Source organism: Streptomyces sp. NPDC005574 (assembly GCF_040605435.1).
Taxonomy (GTDB): Bacteria; Actinomycetota; Actinomycetes; order Streptomycetales; family Streptomycetaceae; genus Streptomyces.
Genome location: NZ_JBEXCW010000035.1, coordinates 38,318 through 54,445, shown reverse-complemented (window position 1 = coordinate 54,445; position 16,128 = coordinate 38,318). Strand labels below are relative to the sequence as shown.

At 72.8% G+C, this 16,128-nt stretch carries 17 protein-coding genes; 6 read left to right on the top strand and 11 right to left on the bottom strand.

Features of this window, described 5'->3' with window-relative positions; all coding sequences use genetic code 11:
* Window positions 1–90 precede the first annotated feature (90 nt).
* Together ABZT03_RS22785 and ABZT03_RS22780 are read left to right on the top strand one after the other, a co-directional pair.
* A complete protein-coding gene (locus ABZT03_RS22785; protein ID WP_356042067.1) occupies window positions 91–1,467 on the top strand; it encodes an NAD(P)/FAD-dependent oxidoreductase in 1,377 nt (458 codons plus the stop codon).
* Window positions 1,468–1,596: 129 nt separating this feature from the next.
* Window positions 1,597–3,813, top strand: a complete 2,217-nt coding sequence (locus ABZT03_RS22780; protein WP_356042025.1) for an FUSC family protein — start codon at window positions 1,597–1,599, stop codon at window positions 3,811–3,813.
* Between the two features lie 16 nt (window positions 3,814–3,829).
* On the opposite strand, the gene ABZT03_RS22775 is transcribed toward ABZT03_RS22780, so the two are convergent.
* From ABZT03_RS22775 to ABZT03_RS22755, 5 genes are all read right to left on the bottom strand, one after another.
* Window positions 3,830–4,261, bottom strand: a complete 432-nt coding sequence (locus tag ABZT03_RS22775; protein WP_356042024.1) for a hypothetical protein — start codon at window positions 4,259–4,261, stop codon at window positions 3,830–3,832.
* A 29-nt stretch (window positions 4,262–4,290) separates the two neighbouring features.
* On the bottom strand, window positions 4,291–5,130 hold the full coding sequence (locus tag ABZT03_RS22770) for a DUF1206 domain-containing protein (protein WP_356042022.1): 840 nt from the start codon (window positions 5,128–5,130) through the stop codon (window positions 4,291–4,293).
* 205 nt (window positions 5,131–5,335) lie between these two features.
* Complete coding sequence (locus tag ABZT03_RS22765; RefSeq protein ID WP_356042020.1) at window positions 5,336–5,593, bottom strand: DUF5133 domain-containing protein; 258 nt, start codon at window positions 5,591–5,593, stop codon at window positions 5,336–5,338.
* On the bottom strand, window positions 5,590–6,447 hold the full coding sequence (locus ABZT03_RS22760) for a SigB/SigF/SigG family RNA polymerase sigma factor (RefSeq protein WP_356042019.1): 858 nt from the start codon (window positions 6,445–6,447) through the stop codon (window positions 5,590–5,592). The genes ABZT03_RS22765 and ABZT03_RS22760 overlap by 4 nt, the downstream gene beginning before the upstream one ends.
* Before the next feature lie 231 nt (window positions 6,448–6,678).
* On the bottom strand, window positions 6,679–7,122 hold the full coding sequence (locus ABZT03_RS22755) for an ATP-binding protein (protein ID WP_356042017.1): 444 nt from the start codon (window positions 7,120–7,122) through the stop codon (window positions 6,679–6,681).
* A 226-nt stretch (window positions 7,123–7,348) separates the two neighbouring features.
* Between ABZT03_RS22755 and ABZT03_RS22750 the strand changes: the two genes are divergently transcribed.
* Both ABZT03_RS22750 and ABZT03_RS22745 read left to right on the top strand, forming a co-directional pair.
* Entirely contained in the window at window positions 7,349–7,570 is a 222-nt protein-coding gene (locus ABZT03_RS22750) for a hypothetical protein (protein ID WP_356042015.1), read from the top strand.
* Between the two features lie 381 nt (window positions 7,571–7,951).
* Entirely contained in the window at window positions 7,952–8,407 is a 456-nt protein-coding gene (locus ABZT03_RS22745; protein ID WP_356042014.1) for a cyclic nucleotide-binding domain-containing protein, read from the top strand.
* A gap of 38 nt (window positions 8,408–8,445) precedes the next feature.
* On the opposite strand, the gene ABZT03_RS22740 is transcribed toward ABZT03_RS22745, so the two are convergent.
* Both ABZT03_RS22740 and ABZT03_RS22735 read right to left on the bottom strand, forming a co-directional pair.
* The gene (locus ABZT03_RS22740; protein ID WP_356042013.1) at window positions 8,446–9,744 is read right to left on the bottom strand and encodes an MFS transporter; all 1,299 of its coding nucleotides are present in this window, start codon (window positions 9,742–9,744) and stop codon (window positions 8,446–8,448) included.
* Window positions 9,745–9,825: 81 nt separating this feature from the next.
* Window positions 9,826–10,548, bottom strand: a complete 723-nt coding sequence (locus tag ABZT03_RS22735; RefSeq protein WP_356042011.1) for a helix-turn-helix domain-containing protein — start codon at window positions 10,546–10,548, stop codon at window positions 9,826–9,828.
* A gap of 167 nt (window positions 10,549–10,715) precedes the next feature.
* Here ABZT03_RS22735 and ABZT03_RS22730 point away from each other — a divergent pair, with 167 nt between their 5' ends.
* Both ABZT03_RS22730 and ABZT03_RS22725 read left to right on the top strand, forming a co-directional pair.
* A complete protein-coding gene (locus ABZT03_RS22730) occupies window positions 10,716–11,936 on the top strand; it encodes a saccharopine dehydrogenase C-terminal domain-containing protein (protein ID WP_356042009.1) in 1,221 nt (406 codons plus the stop codon).
* Window positions 11,937–12,040: 104 nt separating this feature from the next.
* Window positions 12,041–12,292, top strand: coding sequence for a WhiB family transcriptional regulator (locus tag ABZT03_RS22725; protein WP_356042007.1), 252 nt, complete (start codon window positions 12,041–12,043; stop codon window positions 12,290–12,292).
* 12 nt (window positions 12,293–12,304) lie between these two features.
* Here ABZT03_RS22725 and ABZT03_RS22720 read toward each other — a convergent pair whose 3' ends face one another.
* The 4 genes from ABZT03_RS22720 to ABZT03_RS22705 all read right to left on the bottom strand — a co-directional run bounded on the left by ABZT03_RS22720 (window position 12,305) and on the right by ABZT03_RS22705 (window position 16,120).
* Window positions 12,305–12,754 (bottom strand): DUF6098 family protein, encoded by a 450-nt coding sequence (locus tag ABZT03_RS22720; RefSeq protein WP_356042005.1) that lies wholly within the window; start codon window positions 12,752–12,754, stop codon window positions 12,305–12,307.
* A gap of 70 nt (window positions 12,755–12,824) precedes the next feature.
* Entirely contained in the window at window positions 12,825–14,654 is a 1,830-nt protein-coding gene (locus tag ABZT03_RS22715) for a HAMP domain-containing sensor histidine kinase (RefSeq protein ID WP_356042003.1), read from the bottom strand.
* The gene (locus ABZT03_RS22710) at window positions 14,651–15,349 is read right to left on the bottom strand and encodes a response regulator transcription factor (protein ID WP_356042001.1); all 699 of its coding nucleotides are present in this window, start codon (window positions 15,347–15,349) and stop codon (window positions 14,651–14,653) included. Before ABZT03_RS22710 ends, ABZT03_RS22715 begins: the two co-directional genes overlap by 4 nt.
* Before the next feature lie 18 nt (window positions 15,350–15,367).
* A complete protein-coding gene (locus ABZT03_RS22705) occupies window positions 15,368–16,120 on the bottom strand; it encodes a L,D-transpeptidase family protein (RefSeq protein ID WP_356042000.1) in 753 nt (250 codons plus the stop codon).
* Window positions 16,121–16,128 lie beyond the last annotated feature (8 nt).

Below are 16,128 nucleotides of genomic sequence, written 5' to 3'. Positions count from 1 at the left end.
GCGGAGCGGTGGGATCGATGAGGTGCGAAGCAGCGATCCACGGGCAGGCGCATGTCGTCCGAGGCAGACCGCCTGGAGCCGCAGAAAGGGATGGACACCGTGACACGACCCAGGATCCTGGTGGTTGGCGCTGGCTTCGCCGGAGTGGACTGCGTTCGACGTCTGGAACGCAAGCTCTCCCCCGACGAGGCCGACGTCACGCTGGTGACGCCGTTCGCCTACCAGCTCTACCTTCCGCTGCTGCCCCAGGTGGCCTCCGGCGTGCTGACGCCGCAGTCCATCGCCGTCTCGCTGCGCCGCAGCCGGAAGTACCGCACCCGCATCATTCCCGGCGGCGCCATCGGCGTGGACCTGAAGGCGAAGGTCTGCGTCATCCGCACCATCACCGACGAGATCGTCAACGAGCCCTACGACTACATCGTGCTGGCCCCCGGCAGCATCACCCGCACCTTCGACATCCCCGGGCTCACCGACCACGCGTTCGGCATGAAGACGCTCGCCGAGGCCGCCTACATCCGCGACCACGTCATCTCGCAGCTCGACCTCGCCGACGCCAGCCAGAACGAGGCGGAGCGGGCCGCGCGCCTGCAGTTCGTGGTGGTCGGCGGCGGCTACGCGGGCACCGAGACGGCCGCGTGCCTCCAGCGCCTCACGCACGCCGCGGTGAAGCGCTACCCCCGCCTCGACCCGCGCCTGATCAAGTGGCACCTCATCGACGTCGCCCCGAAGCTCATGCCCGAACTGGGCGACAAGCTCGGCCGCAGCGCGCAGGAGGTGCTGCGCAAGCGCGGCATCGAGATCTCGCTCGGCGTCTCCATCGCGAAGGCCGGCCCCGAGGAGGTCACCTTCACCGACGGGCGGGTGGTGCCGACGCACACCCTGATCTGGACCGCCGGCGTCGTCGCGAGCCCGCTCATCGCGACGCTCGGCGCCGAGACCGTGAAGGGACGCCTCGCGGTCTCCGCCGAGATGAACCTGCCCGGCCACGACGGCGTGTTCGCGCTCGGTGACGCGGCCGCGGTGCCCGACGAGGCCAAGGACCAGGAGGGCGCGATCTGCCCGCCCACCGCGCAGCACGCCATGCGCCAGGGCCGGCACGTCGCGGACAACGTCATCGCGGCGCTGCGCGGCCGCCCGCTGGCGCCGTACGTCCACAAGGACCTGGGCCTGGTCGTCGACCTCGGCGGCAAGGACGCCGTGTCGAAGCCGCTCGGCATCGAACTGCGCGGTCTGCCCGCCCAGGCCGTGGCCCGCGGCTACCACTGGTCGGCGCTGCGCACCAACGTCGCCAAGACCCGGGTCCTGACGAACTGGATGCTCAACGCGGTCGCCGGGGACGATTTCGTCCGCACCGGTTTCCAGGCCCGCAAACCCGCCAAACTCCGGGACTTCGAGTACACCGACTCGTATCTGACGCCGGACCAGGTGCGGGCCCACGTCGAGGAGAGCCGCGCGCCGCAGCCCTGAGACCTCCGGCCGGCACGAGGGCGGGTGATCACGCCGGACCGTACCGTGCCATGCTGGACAGGGATCATGACGTGAAGCGGGAGTGAGTACGGCGGCGTGAAGGAAGCGGGACGATCGGTCCGGGCACGGATGCGCGACGCCCTCGCGGCGTCCGATCCGGGATTCCTGCGGCTGACCGCGGGTCTGCGGACCGTGACGGCCATCGCCCTCACGCTGGCCGTGCTCTCCCTGCTGCGGGCCGATGTCTCCCACCTCGTGGCGGGGGCCATCGCGGCGATGGTCGCGACCTTCGCCATCCGGGAGAAGCAGCGCGCCCGGCAGGCCGTGACCCTGGCGCTCGGTCTGCCGGTGGCGTTCGCCTCGGTGACGCTGGCCGCACTGCTCAACTCCCGTGTCCTGGCCGGAGACCTGTTCTTCGTCGCCCTCATCTTCTGCGCGGTGTACGCCCGCAGGTTCGGCGAACGGGGCACGGCCCTCGGCCTGATCGGCTTTCAGATCTACTTCATGGCGCTGTTCGTGGGCGCCGGAGTGCCGGGACTGCCCCGGCTGTACGGCGCGATCGGCGTCGCCTTCCTGAGCAGCGCGCTCACCCGTTTCGTGCTCGTCCGGGAGACACCCACGGGCATCCTGGACCGGCTGCGCGAGGCGTTCCGCGCCCGGCTGGCCCAACTGGTGTCCGCGCAGCTCGACCTCCTCGACGCCGGCCCGGACGACGTGGACGACGCCCTCAAGGACGTCCGCAAAGGCACCGCCCGGCTGCACGAGACGGCCATGCTGATCCAGGGCCGGCTGGAGGAGGGGACCGCCGACGAGGCCACGGCACGGCTCGTGCAGCGGCGCATCGCGGACGCGGAGATCGCCGCCGAACGCCTGGGCCTGCTGCTGCTGAGCGCGCGCAGCGCCCGGGGCGCCGACACCCTGACCCTGCACCTGCCGGGCGCGCCCGCCCCCTCGGGGAACCGGCTGCCGGTGCGGGACGAGGCGACGGAGACGCTGCGCCGGGATCTGGCGGCGCTTCGCCTGCTGGTGCTGCGGCCGGTGGGCCGGGACGCGGGGACCGCGCTGTCCCATGTGCGCAACCGGCTCCTGGGCTACCGCGACGCCGAGAACCTGCCGTCCGCCCCGGGCGCCGTCCAGGACGTCTTCCGCGGGATCGGCGAGCTGGCCCGCGCGGTCATGGGGCTGCGCATCGCGCTGGACGGGCCGCAGGACGAGTCGGACGACACCCCGGCGACCGCCCGCTCACGCGAGGAGCTCGACGCCGAGGACGCGGCCATCGACGCCGGTGAGGAGAGCGCGCCGGACGCGGAGGAGGCGGGTCTGGACCGGCCGACCACGCGCGCCGCCGTACAGGTCGCGGTCGGCTCGGCGCTGGCCATGGTCGGCGGTGAGTTCCTCTCCAGCCAGCGCTGGTACTGGGCGGTGCTGACCTGCTGGATCGTGTTCATCAACACGGCTTCGACGGGCGAGATCCTGGTCAAGGGCTACCGCCGGCTGCTGGGCACCGTGTTCGGGGTGGTGGCCGGCATCGTGCTGGCGGGGCTGGTGGGACAGCACACGTGGACGGCGTTCGCGCTGGTGCTGCTGCTCGTCTTCGCGATGTTCTACTCGGCGCCGCTGTCGTACACGCTGATGTCGTTCTTCGTCACGGCGGCCCTCGGGCTGCTCTACACCCTGCTGCACACCTACAGCCTGTCCGTGCTCGTGCTGCGCGTGGAGGAGACGGCGCTGGGCGCGGCCTGCGGGATCGTGGCGGCCGCGTTCGTGCTGCCGGTGCACACCCATCGCCGTACCAACGATCTCCTCGTGACCGTCCTCGACCGGCTCGCCGACGTCACCGAGGGGGCCGTGGACCAGCTCAGCGGTGGTCCCGCGGTCGATCTGCTCGAGAAGGCGCGGGACCTCGACCAGGCGCTGGCCGATCTGCGGGCCGCCACCCAGCCACTCACGCATCCGGTCACTCCGCTGCGGGCCCGGCGCACCACCGCCCGCTATGTGGTGGCTCTGCTGGAGACCTGCGCGTACCACGCGCGGGCACTGGCCGCGACGGCCGAGCTGCTGCCGAGCAAGCCCTCGATCGCGGCGGACCCGCGGCTGCGGCCGGCCGGTCAGCGCATTCTGCACAACATCAGGGCGATCGCGGCGCGGGTGGCCGACGACGAGGCGGGCGCCCGGATCGAGACCGGGCCGAACATCGCCTCGCTGCTGGAGCCGGACGGCCGGGGCTCGACCGGGCACGGGCGGATCACGCACCGGGTGCTGCGCCATCTGCAGCGCCTCGACGAGTCGGCGGCCGGTCTGGCCCGGCCGCTGGACGTGCCGGTGGCGCCGCCGCCGCGGGGATGAGCGGGCAGCGCCCCGCTCAGAGGTCGGTGGGCAGGTCGCTCGCCTCGGCGATGCCCCGCAGTTCCTCGTTCGTGCGGTGGCGTTCGCGGATGTAGTCGGCGATCTCGCCGAGACGTTCCGGATCGGAGGCCGTCGCCGCATCGGTGACCACCCTGATCGGGCCGGTCTCGTCGATGTCGAGCTCGATCACCTCGTTGTCCAGCCGCCCCGTCACCGCGGTGGCGATGACGAGGGCGGCCTCGTCGCGGACCTCCTGCGGCAGCCCGTCGGCGTCCTCGTCCCCGAGGGCGAAGTCCAGCGCGGGAAGCTGGTGCTCGTCGATCGCCCGCAGGACGGGTTCGACGACCGTGAGCAGCAGCCGGTAGTCGTCGGTGTCCATGCGCAGGCGCAGAAGGTCGAGATACAGGTCCACGGGCCGGCCGTCGGACGGAAGCTCGAAATCGTTCATCCGCTTCGGGTTCCCCGCCTGCGGCCGGTTCAGACCCGGCGCCAGCGTGCCATGGCGAACGAGAACAGACCGAACAGCACCAGACCGGCCGCGACGCACACCAGCAGCCACGGCCCCAGCGGGGTGTCGGCGAAGGACCTGAGTGTGTCGTCCATGCCCTTGGCCTTGTCGGGTTCGTAGTCGATCGCGGCGCGCACGGCGAAGACGCCGGCCGCCGCGAACACCGCTCCGCGGGCCACGCCGCCGCCTACACCGGTCACGTCGACCAGCCGTCGCGTCCGCGAGCTCATCGCTGCGAGCTTGAGCTTCTCCTGGTACTTGCGGCGCACCGCCTGGACGCCGATCCAGATGCCGGCCACGACGACCCCGACGCCCGCGGCGCCCACCAGCCACTGCCCGGCGGGCATCTCCATGGCCCTGGCGGTGACGTCCCGGGACTGCTCGTCGCTCGAACCGCCGCCGCCCTTGCTGGGGCTGGCCGCGAAGGACAGCACCGAGTAGGCGACGAAGGCGTAGAAGACGAACCGGAGCCCCGCCAGCAGCCGCTTCTGCGGCTTGCGGCCCTCGGGTCCGTCGGCGCCGAAGAAGACCTGCGACAGGCGCCACAGGGCCATACCGGCGAGTCCGATGCCCAGGGCCCACAGCAGGACCGCCCCGAAGGGCTTGTCCGCTATCTCGGCGAGGGCGCCGCTGCGGTCCGCCTCGCGCTTTCCCTCCCCGAAGGCGATCTGCAGGGCGAGCACTCCGACCAACAGGTAGATCACGCCGCGCGCGGTGAATCCCGCCCGTGCCGCGCCCTCCGTGACCGAACCGTTCGCGGCTCTCTGAGCCTTACCCCGGCCGTTCCGCGCCATGGTTTGCGTGTTCATGTCTGCCTCCCGGAGAGCTGATGCCCCGGGTTCGGGGACGCACACGCGGCGCTTCGGGGGCTCGCTCCCGTCGCGCGGGGGCGTGGGCCGGCGCAGGGCAGCGGTGTGCCCGCGGGCGGGCGATCGATTCTGCGTGATCGCTCTCCCGCGGGCACACCGCTGCTCATCCGCTCACGACCGCCCCGGCTCGGGGGCGGTCGGCCGCTCAGTCGGCCAGCGGCGCGGTCTCCTGGGCAGGCGCGGTGGCCGCCTCGATCAGATCGCGGGCGGCTTCCAGGGCCTGGGTCACCTCGCGCGTACCGGTCGACACGCAGAGCGTGTAGGCCAGGTCCTTCGCACGGGTGCTCGGCGCTCTCGCTCCGCGCGCGGCCTCCTGGGCCCGCAGCGTCTCGTACTCGTCGACCAGCCGGCGCAGGAAGCCGGGGTGCGGGATCAGCGTCGGGCCCGCTCCTCTGCCCTTCACGCGACCGTCCGTCCGCCGTCGCGGCGGCCGCCGCGCTGTCCCAGCACCTCGTCCCGGACCCGGGCGCAGCTGCGGGTGATGAGCCGCGAGACGTGCATCTGCGAGATGCCCAGCCGGTCCGCGATGCGGCTCTGGGTCATGTCCTCGAAGAAACGCATGTAGAGGATGGCCCGCTCACGCTCGGGCAGCCGGCGCAGCCCCTCCTTGGCGGCCTCGCGGTCGACCACGGTGTCGAAGGAGGTGTCGGAGGCGCCGAGGGTGTCGGCGAGGCTGTAGCCGTCGTCGTCGGCCGACAGCTCGGCGTCCAGCGACAGCGTGCTGAAGCTCTCCAGTGCCTCCATGCCCGCGGCGACCTCTTCCTCGGTGAGGCCGGTGTGCGCGGCGATGTCGGCGTTGGACGGCTCGGGCGTGCCGGGTGTCTGGGTCAGTTCGCGGCGGGCGATCCGGACCTTGTTGCGCAGTTCCTGCACACGGCGGGGCACCCTGAGGGCCCACATCCGGTCGCGGAAGTGCCGCTTGACCTCGCCGGTGATGGTGGGGACGGCATAGCTTTCGAAGGCGCCCCGCTCCGGTTCGAACCGGTCGATCGCCTTCACCAGGCCGAGGGCCGCGACCTGCTTGAGATCTTCGATGGACTCACCGCGGTCGCGGAAACGGCCGGCGATCCGGTGGGCCATGGGCAGCCAGGCGGTGACGAGTTCGTCGCGGAGTACGTCACGCTCCGGCCCGTCCTCGAGTGCGGCCAGACGGGTGAAGAGGGTCATGGTGTCGGGGGCGTCGTCGTGCCGGCGCCGTGGGGGGGAAGCCTGCTCGGCGGGTGCGCCGGGATGGCTTGTCGACAAATCGATGAGCATGCGGATTCGCTCCTGAACGGTGGTTTCAGGGACTGGCCGCGGGAAGATCGCTGCCCGGATCGCCTGGAGGTCCTCCGGGGCAGTGACACTGCTCCCGCTGGGGCGCCTCCGGTCCGAAGCACGAATGTGCGTCTGCCCCTGACCCGCAGGGGCAAACTCCACTTCGCCACGAAATATGTTCCGACGCATATGGACGGCACGTCATCCGCGGGGAGTGGCGCCCGGACGGCGTCAGGACAGAGGCAGCAAGGCGGTGATCCGCTTGCCGCCGGTGGGCAGGTCCGTGACCCGGACGTCACGGGCCAGCCGGCACACGATGGGCCAGCCGCGCCCGCCGGCCCGCCGGCGCCCCTGCGGGTCGAGCGGGGCGACCGCCACCGGCGGCCGGTCACTGCCGTCGCTCACGCAGACGCGCAGGCCGGGGCCCACCACGTCGACGTGGAAGTCCGTGACCCCGCCGCCGTGCAGGATCGCGTTGGTGGTCAGTTCCGAGGTGACGAGCAGGGCGTCCGAGAGGGCGTCGGGGTCGCAGGGGGTGCGGGTGGCGCGGCAGCGCTCGGCGGCGGCCTGTTCCACGGCCTTGCGCGCGTCGGCGGGTTTGCAGGGCCCCGGCCACCCGCACCGGGCCACGGCCGAGGAGTCACTCGTGAGTTCGGTCCTGTGCTGCTCGCACATTCCTTCAGCTCCCTGATCTGTGGTGGGGGGAAGCGACCCGGCGGGCACGGCGTCCGGGGGGCGGGCGGGTGTGGACTCGGCGGCCGGATCACCTCGGCGGGTGTCCCGTGCCGGCGGACCGAGCGGACCCTCCCTGTCCGGCTCACCTGTCCGGGCACCTTGAAACGTTTCCTCACCCGGGCGGGCGCGAGCCATCCGGACGGGATATGCGGGTAGGCGGGATCCCATGAGCGAAGTGGTGGACTCGGGCGAACTGTTGCGGCGCATCCAGCGGGCCAGGGCCTGCGCGCGGGAGGAGGAACGGGAGTGGCTGGCGCGGAGCGAATCGCTGCGGCAGGGCGATCCGGCGGAGGCCCGTGACGCGGCGGTGCGAAGCCTGGCCTACGAGGCCGTGGTGCGCGTGCTGGACGAGGTCCTGACCCCGGGCAGGCATGAGCCGGAAAGCTAGGGCCCTTCGTTCGGATCCGGTCGGCGGGAAGGGCCTGAACCGCGCCATCCCGTCGACCCGGATCCGGGCGGCGACGTCGGGCCCGGAGTCAAGAGCGGCGCGCCCGGAGTGAAACAGGTCACGTGACCGGCTTTTCGGTACGCACGAGGCCCGTAGATGGTTTACGGTTCATTCATACGTGGCACGGGGTCGACCGTACCGTCCTCCGTTCGCCACCGCATACGGCCCTGGCTGGTCTCCCCCGTCCAGCCAGGGCTTTTTCATGCCCTCGCACGGTCCTCGCGCCGCAGTCGTGTCCGCCGAGGTGCCCAGGACGTCGCCAGCCGCTGAAATGGGCGTAGGGAAAGCACCGGAACCCGTCCCGGCGAGGAGCCCCGCGTCATGACCAAAGCGACGAAACTGCTGACCGTCCTTCCCCCGCCGCAGCGGGAGCGTCTGATGGCCCTCGGGCGGGAGGTCGCCTTCCCGGAGGACGCCCGCATCTTCGAGGCCGGAGGCACGGCCGACCGCTTCTGGGTGATCCGCTCGGGCGCGGTCTCCCTCGACCAGCAGGTCACGGCGGTGCAGCGGGTCACGGTCGCGGGCCTGGGCGCGGGCGACCTGCTCGGCTGGTCCTGGCTGTTCCCGCCGTACCGGTGGGACTTCGGCGCGGAGGCGTTCAGCCCGGTGCGCGCCTACGAGTTCGACGCGGCGGCCGTGCGCGCGCTGTGCCAGGAGGACCCGCAGCTCGGGATGCTGCTGATGCAGAGCGTCGCCGAGATCCTCGCCCACCGGCTGGAGACGACCCGGGGCAAGCTCATGGAGCACTACGCGCTGCACCGGCGCGGCGGCCGGTAGGAGACCCGGCAGGACGCGGGCGGGCGGCCGGCGGCACGTCAGACGCGGTAGCGGCGCAGCGCCGGGACCGTGAGGGCCAGGGCCAGCATGACCACGACGACCAGCAGTCCGCCGCCGGCGACCGCCGGGCGGGCCCCGAACGCCGAACCGGCGGTCCCGTGCAGCACGTCGGCCAGGCGCGGCCCGCCCGCCACCACGACCGTGAAGACGCCCTGCATCCGCCCGCGCATCTCGTCGGTGGCCGCGGACAGCAGGATCGCCCCGCGGAAGACCATGGACACCATGTCGGCGACCCCGGCCACGGCGAGGAAGACCACCGCGAGCCACAGGTTGCCGGTCAGCCCCGAGCAGGTGATGGCCAGACCCCAGGCGACGACCGCGCCGATGACCATCCAGCCGTGCCGCCGGGCCCGGGAGAAGGTCCCGGAGAGCAGCCCGCCGGCCACCGCGCCGATGGGGATCGCCGCGAACAGCAGACCGAGCGCGAGCCCCTCGCCGTAGGGGGCGAACGTCTGGGCGGCGAGCTGCGGGAACAGTGCGCGCGGCATGCCGAACACCATCGCGATGATGTCCGCGAGGAAGGACAGCAGCAGCACCTTGTGCGCGGCGATGTAGCGGAACCCGGCCACGATCTCCCGCAGTCCGGCCCGCCGGGCCGCCGCGGCGACCGACGGCGGCAGGGAGGGCAGCCGGTACACCGCCCACACCGTGACGCACAGGGCCAGCGCGTCGATGAGGTACAGCTCGGGCAGGCCGATCACCGGGATCAGTACGCCGGCCAGCAGCGGGCCGACGACCTGGCCGGTCTGCATGACGGTGGAGCCCAGCGCGTTCGCGGCGGGCAGCTCGTCCCCGGGCACCAGGCGGGCGATGGACGCGTTGCGGGCGGGCGCGTTCAGGCCCCAGAACGCCTGCTGCACGGCGAGCAGGACCATCAGCGCGAGCACCGACTCCAGGCCCGTCACCGCCTGGAGCCAGAACAGCAGGGACGTGACGGCTATCCCGGTGTTGGTGATCAGCAGGAGCTTGCGCCGGTCCACGCTGTCGGCGACCGCGCCGCCCCACAGGGCGAACACCACCAGCGGCAGCAGGCCCGCGAGGCCGGCGGCGCCGACCCAGGCGGAGGAGCCGGTGATGTCGTAGATCTGCTTGGGCACGGCGACGGCGGTGAGCTGGCTGCCGACGGCCGTGACGATCGTCGAGGACCACAGCCGGCGGTAGGCCGGGCGGCGCAGCGGGCGGGTGTCCATGGCCCAGCGGCGCCATCCGCGCCCGGGCGCCGGGGCGGCGGGGGACGCCTCCCGCCGCGGTTGTGTGCTGCTCTCGCTGGTGTCCACGGGCTTCCTGGTTGCTCGTTACATCTTTGTTTGTCGGGGTCACTGTCGCAGCCGAGGCCGGGCGCTCGGGACCCGGTCCGCTCAGCGGGACCGCGACGCGGACCCGAGCGACGCCAGCTGGGCCGCCGCGCTGTCCAGCAGCATGTCCAGGGCCGTCGGATAGGCGCTGGTGACCATCCGGGTGGCGAGCAGGGGCGCGGCCTCAGCGATCCGGGGATGGGTGGCCCGGGGCAGCCGGGCGTAGGTCGAACGCCACATCTCCTCGTCGGCGCGCTGCGCGGCCGACGGCAGGGCCAGCGAGGCGGCGTCGAGGGCGGCGAAGGCCAGGGTCTGGTCGATGAAGGCGTGGTAGACGCGGACGGTGTCCGGCGTGGGGAAGCCGGCTCCGCGCAGCACGTCCAGCACGGCCTCGTCGGCGGCGAGTTCGTGGGCGCGGCCGGTGACCCGGCTGGTGGTCAGCAGGGCCGCCTGGGGGTGGGCGACGTACGCGCCGTGGATGCGCAGCCCGATGTCCCGCAGGTCCGGGCGCCACGCCCCCGTCGGCCGCCAGCCGGCCAGGGCCTGGCCGATGAGGGCGTCGCCGATGGCGAGCGTCAGGTCGTCCATGCCCCGGAAGTACCGGTAGAGCGTGCTCGGGTCCGCGTCCAGGGCGAGACCCAGGCGCCGGGCGGTGAGTCCGGCGCCCCCGTGTTCGCGCAGCATGCGCAGCGCGGTCTCGACGATCAGCGCCTCGGACAGCACCGTGCCGCCCCTGGTCGGCCGGCGCCGCCGCCGCTTGTCCTCGGGCACCACCGGTTTCGCCATGCCGCCCTGCCGTCCGTTCAGGCCGTACCCGTGCTCGTACGGCCGCTCTTATGCCAACGGCATTGACCTTACGCGAGGGGGCGGCGTTGGATCTGCGGCCAGGGGCTCCCCGGCCCCGACCTCGCCCTCGCCCTCGCCCTCGCCCTCGACCGTCAGGAGTTTCAGTCATGCGCGTACTGCTTGTGGGAGCCGGCGGTGTCGGTACCGCCATCACCCGGATCGCGGCCCGGCGGCCGTTCTTCGAGGAGATGGTGGTGGCCGACTACGACCCGGCGCGCGCCGAGGCGGCCGTCGCCGCCCTCGGCGAGGCGGGGGGCCGGTTCCGCGCCGAGCGCGTGGACGCCGGCGACGAGGCGGCCGTGGTGTCGCTGCTGCGCCGCCACGCGTGCGACGTCCTGGTCAACGCCACCGACCCGCGCTTCGTGATGCCCCTGTTCGGGGCGGCGCGCACCGCGGGCGCCACCTATCTCGACATGGCGATGTCCCTGTCGCGGCCGCACCCCGAGCGTCCGCACCGGGAGTGCGGCGTCAAGCTCGGCGACGCGCAGTTCGCGCAGGCCGACGACTGGGAGAAGGCGGGCGCGCTGGCCCTGGTCGGCATGGGCGTGGAGCCGGGCCTCTCGGACGTCTTCGCGCGCTACGCCGCCGACGAACTCTTCGACGAGATCGAGGAGATCGGCATCCGCGACGGCGCGAACCTCACCGTCGACGGCTACGACTTCGCACCGTCCTTCAGCATCTGGACCACCATCGAGGAGTGCCTCAACCCGCCGGTGGTCTACGAGGCCGGCCGCGGCTGGTTCACCACGGAACCCTTCAGTGAACCGGAGGTCTTCGACTTCCCCGAGGGCATCGGCCCGGTGGAGTGCGTCAACGTGGAGCACGAGGAGGTGCTGCTCGTACCGCGCTGGGTCGACGCGCGCCGCGTCACCTTCAAGTACGGCCTGGGCCGCGAGTTCATCGACACGCTCAGGACGCTGCACCTGCTGGGGCTGGACAGCACCACCCCGGTGACCGTGGGCAGCGCCGCCGGCCCGGTGGCGGTCTCCCCCCGGGACGTCGTCGCCGCCTGCCTGCCCGACCCGGCGACGCTCGGCGAGCGGATGCACGGCAAGACCTGCGCGGGCACCTGGGTGCGGGGCGTGAAGGACGGGGCGCCGCGCGAGGTGTACCTGTACCACGTGGTCGACAACCAGTGGTCGATGGCCGAGTACGGCTGTCAGGCGGTGGTCTGGCAGACGGCCGTCAACCCGGTCGTCGCCCTGGAACTGCTGGCCACGGGCGTCTGGTCGGGCGCCGGCGTCCTCGGTCCCGAGGCGTTCACGGCCGGGCCGTTCCTGGATCTGCTGACCGAGTACGGCTCCCCGTGGGGCCTGCGCGAGCAGTGACCGTGCATGCTCCGGGCAAAGACTTGTTTCACCGGCGCATCGACAGGTGACCCGAAGACGAGTAAAGCATCCCCGAGGGCACGATCAGATCGCAGGTGACTTTCATGGACAACTGGCGAGAGCACGCCGCGTGCCGCCACGAGGACCCCGACCTCTTCTTCCCCTTCGGTACCACCGGCCCGGCCCTGGTGCAGGTGGAGCAGGCGAAGGCCGTGTGCCGGCGCTGCCCGGTCCAGGAGCAGTGTCTGCAGTGGGCGCTCGACACCGGGCAGACCATCGGCGTGTGGGGCGGAACCGGTGAGAACGAGCGCCGCGCGCTCAAGCGGCGGGCGGCCTCCCGTCGCAACGCCGGGTGAACCCGCACCCCGTCAGCCGGCCGTGCGGCGCAGCGGGCCCCACGGACTCGCCTGTCGGGCCACCTCCGCCCGCGCCTCGTCGATGACGCCGGGGGCGATCCAGCCCACGGGCCCGACCTCGGCCACCAGTGGTTCGTTGTCGGGCCCGCGGCCCGCCTCCCTGCCCTCCAGGAGCCACGGCCGTACGCCGGGGCCCTTCTCGTGGGGCAGATGGCCGTAGTCGTGCAGGCGCCGGGCCACCCACAGCTCCACGGGCCGGTCCTGCCACCACTCCGCGACGTCGAGCGGGTTCGCGGACAGGCCGGGCAGCGGGATGCCGGTCAGGTCGTCCTTGCTGGAGACCTCGGCGAGATCGATCGCCGGTCCGCGCGACCAGCGGACGTACAGGCCGCGCCGCTCCTCGACCAGGCCGGCGAGCTCGGCGAGGGTGTGTACGACCGGCAGGCCGTCCGGTGTACTCATGAGAAGACCTCCCTCTTCGTCCTCGCGCCGTCGGAGTACCCGCGCGGGGCGAGGAAAACCGGCCGGGTCCTCAGTCGCCAGGCGGTGCCGGTGTGCCGGGCAGGGTGAGGGTGAACACGCTGCCCGCGCCGGGTTCGCTCGTCACCCCGGCCGTGCCGCCGTGGGCGGCGACCAGGTTGCGGACGATGGCCAGACCCAGGCCGCTGCCCCCGGTGCGGCGGCTGCGGGACTGGTCGGCGCGCCAGAAGCGCTCGAAGACGTGACGCAGGTTCCCGGGCGCGATGCCCGTGCCGGTGTCGGCGACGGTCAGCACGACGTCGTCGCCCTCGCGCCACGCGGTCAGGGTGACGCTGCCGCCGGCGGGCGTGTGGCGCAGCGCGTTGGAGACGAGGTTGCCGAGCACCTGGCGCATGCGCACCGGGTCGGCGTCCAGCCAGAGGGCGTCGGCGGCCTTGGTGGGCAGGGCGACCCCGGCCGTGTCGGCGGCGACCCGGTGGGCGGCGACCACCTGGTCCAGGAGCTCGTCGACGCGCACGGGTTCGCGGTGCAGGCGCAGGGTGCCGGCGTCGGCGGCCGCGAGGTCCTGGAGGTCGTCGATGACCCGCTGGAGAACCATTGCCTCCTCGTGCAGGGAGCCCAGCAGGGCCGGGTCCGGGTCGACGAGCCCGTCCCGGGTGACCTCCAGCCAGCCGCGGATGTTGGTGAGGGGGCTGCGCAGTTCGTGGGCGATGTCGCTGACCATGGCCTTGCGCTGGGCCTCCAGGCGTTCCCGGCGTTCGGTCAGGTCGTTGAACGCCTCGGCCAGGATGCCGGTCTCGTCGCGGGTCGTCACCGGCACCCGGACGTGCAGTTCGGGCGGCTGCTGGGCCGCCTCGGTCAGGGCGCGCAGGGGCCGTACCAGACGGGTCGCGACGACGGCCGTCACGAGGACGGTGAGGGCGAGGACGGCGGCGGCGGCGCCGACGACCTTGGTCTTGTTCTCCGCCGACACCTCGAAGCGGGGCGCGATGCTGTTCCCGCCGCCCAGGAACAGCTCCGCCACGGGCGCCACGTACGGGTCCAGTTGGGCGCGGCGCGCCTTGTCGGTGCAGGACCGCGCCTTTCGTACGTCGTCCTCGTCGCCCAGTTTCGCGTAGGCGCCCAGGACGTAGCGGGAGGCGAGACTGCGGTCCTCGATGTCGACCCCGAAGTACGGCGCCTCGAGGTCCCGGCCCATGCGGGCGCCCAGGCAGTCGTCGGCGCGCTCCATCAGGTCCTTCAGGGCCCTGCTCTCGGTGGCGGTCGGGGTGTTGAGCCGTCCGTCGGCGCACTTGTCGGGCACGTAGTCGGAGGAGGCGGTGCCGTCCGGGTCGGTGAGGACGGGGCGGCCGCTCGGCGTCGTCGACAGGCTCCTGACGGCGCCGAAGAGGGCGAAGCACTTCTGCCGCTCCCTGGCCAGCTTCTGCAGCCGGGTGCGTTCCGCGGCGGGCAGGAGGTAGGGCCCGACGACCCGCGGGTCGATGCCGCTGCGCTGCGCGCCGGGTTCGGTGTACGTGTCGGTGTGCAGCGGGTCGACGGTGGCGGCGGCGCGCGGCGGCAGCGAGGTGCCGTGCGGCGCGGAGTCGGCGATCAGGGAGCGGTCGGAGGCGGTGAGGGCGATGCGCCGGCCCATCTTCCGGGACAGGGCGCGGAGCGAGGGTTCGACGCCCTTCCAGTCGGGGTGGGTCGCGGCGTATCCGCTGAGCCGGGCGAGGATGCGCATGTCGTCGGCGAGGTCCTGCCCCTGCTCCTGCTGGATGGCCCGGGTGGTGGTCTCCACCGCGAGCCAGGCCGTCGCCGCCACCGAGCAGAGCGCGATGAGCACGGTGGCGACGAGCAACCGGACCAGGAGCCTCTTGTGCACCGGTATCCGGGCTCTCACTCGCGGCCTCCACTGAGCTTGTAGCCGAAGCCGAACACCGTCAGCAGCCGGACGGGCCGGCGCGGATCGGCTTCGGTCTTCCTGCGCAGGTTCATGATGTGGACGTCGATCGCCCGTTCCGTGGACGACCGGTCGAAGCCCCGCGTGCACTGCAGCAACTGCCGCCGGGTGAAGACCCGTTCGGGTTCGGAGGCCATCGCCAGCAGGATCTCGAACTCGGCCGGCGTGCACTCCACCGGCACCCCGTCGCAGCGCACCTCGTGCCGCAGCCGGTCGACGGACAGACCCGCCGCCCGGACGACGGTGTCCTCGCGCCGGTCCTCGGCGGTGCGGCCGCTGCGCCGCAGGACCGTGCGGATACGGGCCATCAGCTCGCGCGGGCTGTACGGCTTGGTCATGTAGTCGTCGGCGCCGAGTTCCAGGCCGAGCAGGACGTCGTCCTCGGTGGAGCGGGCGGTCAGCATCAGCACCGGGATGTCGTCGTCGCCGCGCAGCGCGCGGCACACCCCGAAACCGTCGATCACCGGCAGCATCAGGTCGAGCACGACGAGGTCGGGCCGCGACCGCCGGGCCTCGTCCAGGGCGGCCCGTCCGTCGTGGACCACGGTCACGGTGTGGCCCTCCGACAGCAGGGAACGCCGGATGAGTTCGGCCTGCATCTCGTCGTCCTCGGCGACCAGCACGTATGCGCACACTCGGCGGATCCTAGGCTCTCAGCGGGCGAGGGACGCGGCGTCCCCCATGACCACGACGGGATGCCGGGCCGGGTCCAGCTTCACCAGCAGTTCCCTCATGTGGGCCTCCGCCAGGGACACGCAGCCGTGCGTGGGGCCGCCGTGGTCGACGTGGAGCCAGATGCCGCCGCCGCGCCCCGCGCCGAGCGGGCGGGTCCAGTCGAGGGGCGAAGTGCCCGGCTTCCGGTTGTAGTTGATGGCGATCACGTAGTCGAAGGACCCGGCCAGCGGCTCGCCCTCGAAGCCGGTGCCGGATGAGCTGAAGCCGGTCCCCCGGTCGTACGTCAGCCGGGTGCCCGGGTCGCGCAGCAGCCCTCCGGCGTCGGTGAGGGTGTACACGCCGGTCGGTGAGCGCAGGTCACCGGCCGTGTGGTGGTCCGACCAGCCCTTGAGGGCGTTGTGCGCGGGCCAGCTCGCGCCGGGCTGCCAGCCCTGTCCGGTGCGCTCGTACAAGGCGACTGTGGACCGGGGGGAGTTCGCGCCCCGGCCGGTCACCAGGACGACCTGGCGGGTGCGGGCGGGTATCAGGGCCAGCGTCCTGGGGCCGACGCCCGACAGCCGCGCGGGGGCCGCCTCGGCGGACATCCTCGCCGACGGCGAGGAGGAGGGTGTGGGGGTGACCGCGGGTGCGGGGGCGTCCGTGTGGCCGGTCGCCGCCACGACGCCGCCGCCGCATCCCGTCAGGAGCAGGGACGCGGCGAGCAGCGCGACGCGGGGTGTGCGTGTGATCATGAGTCGAC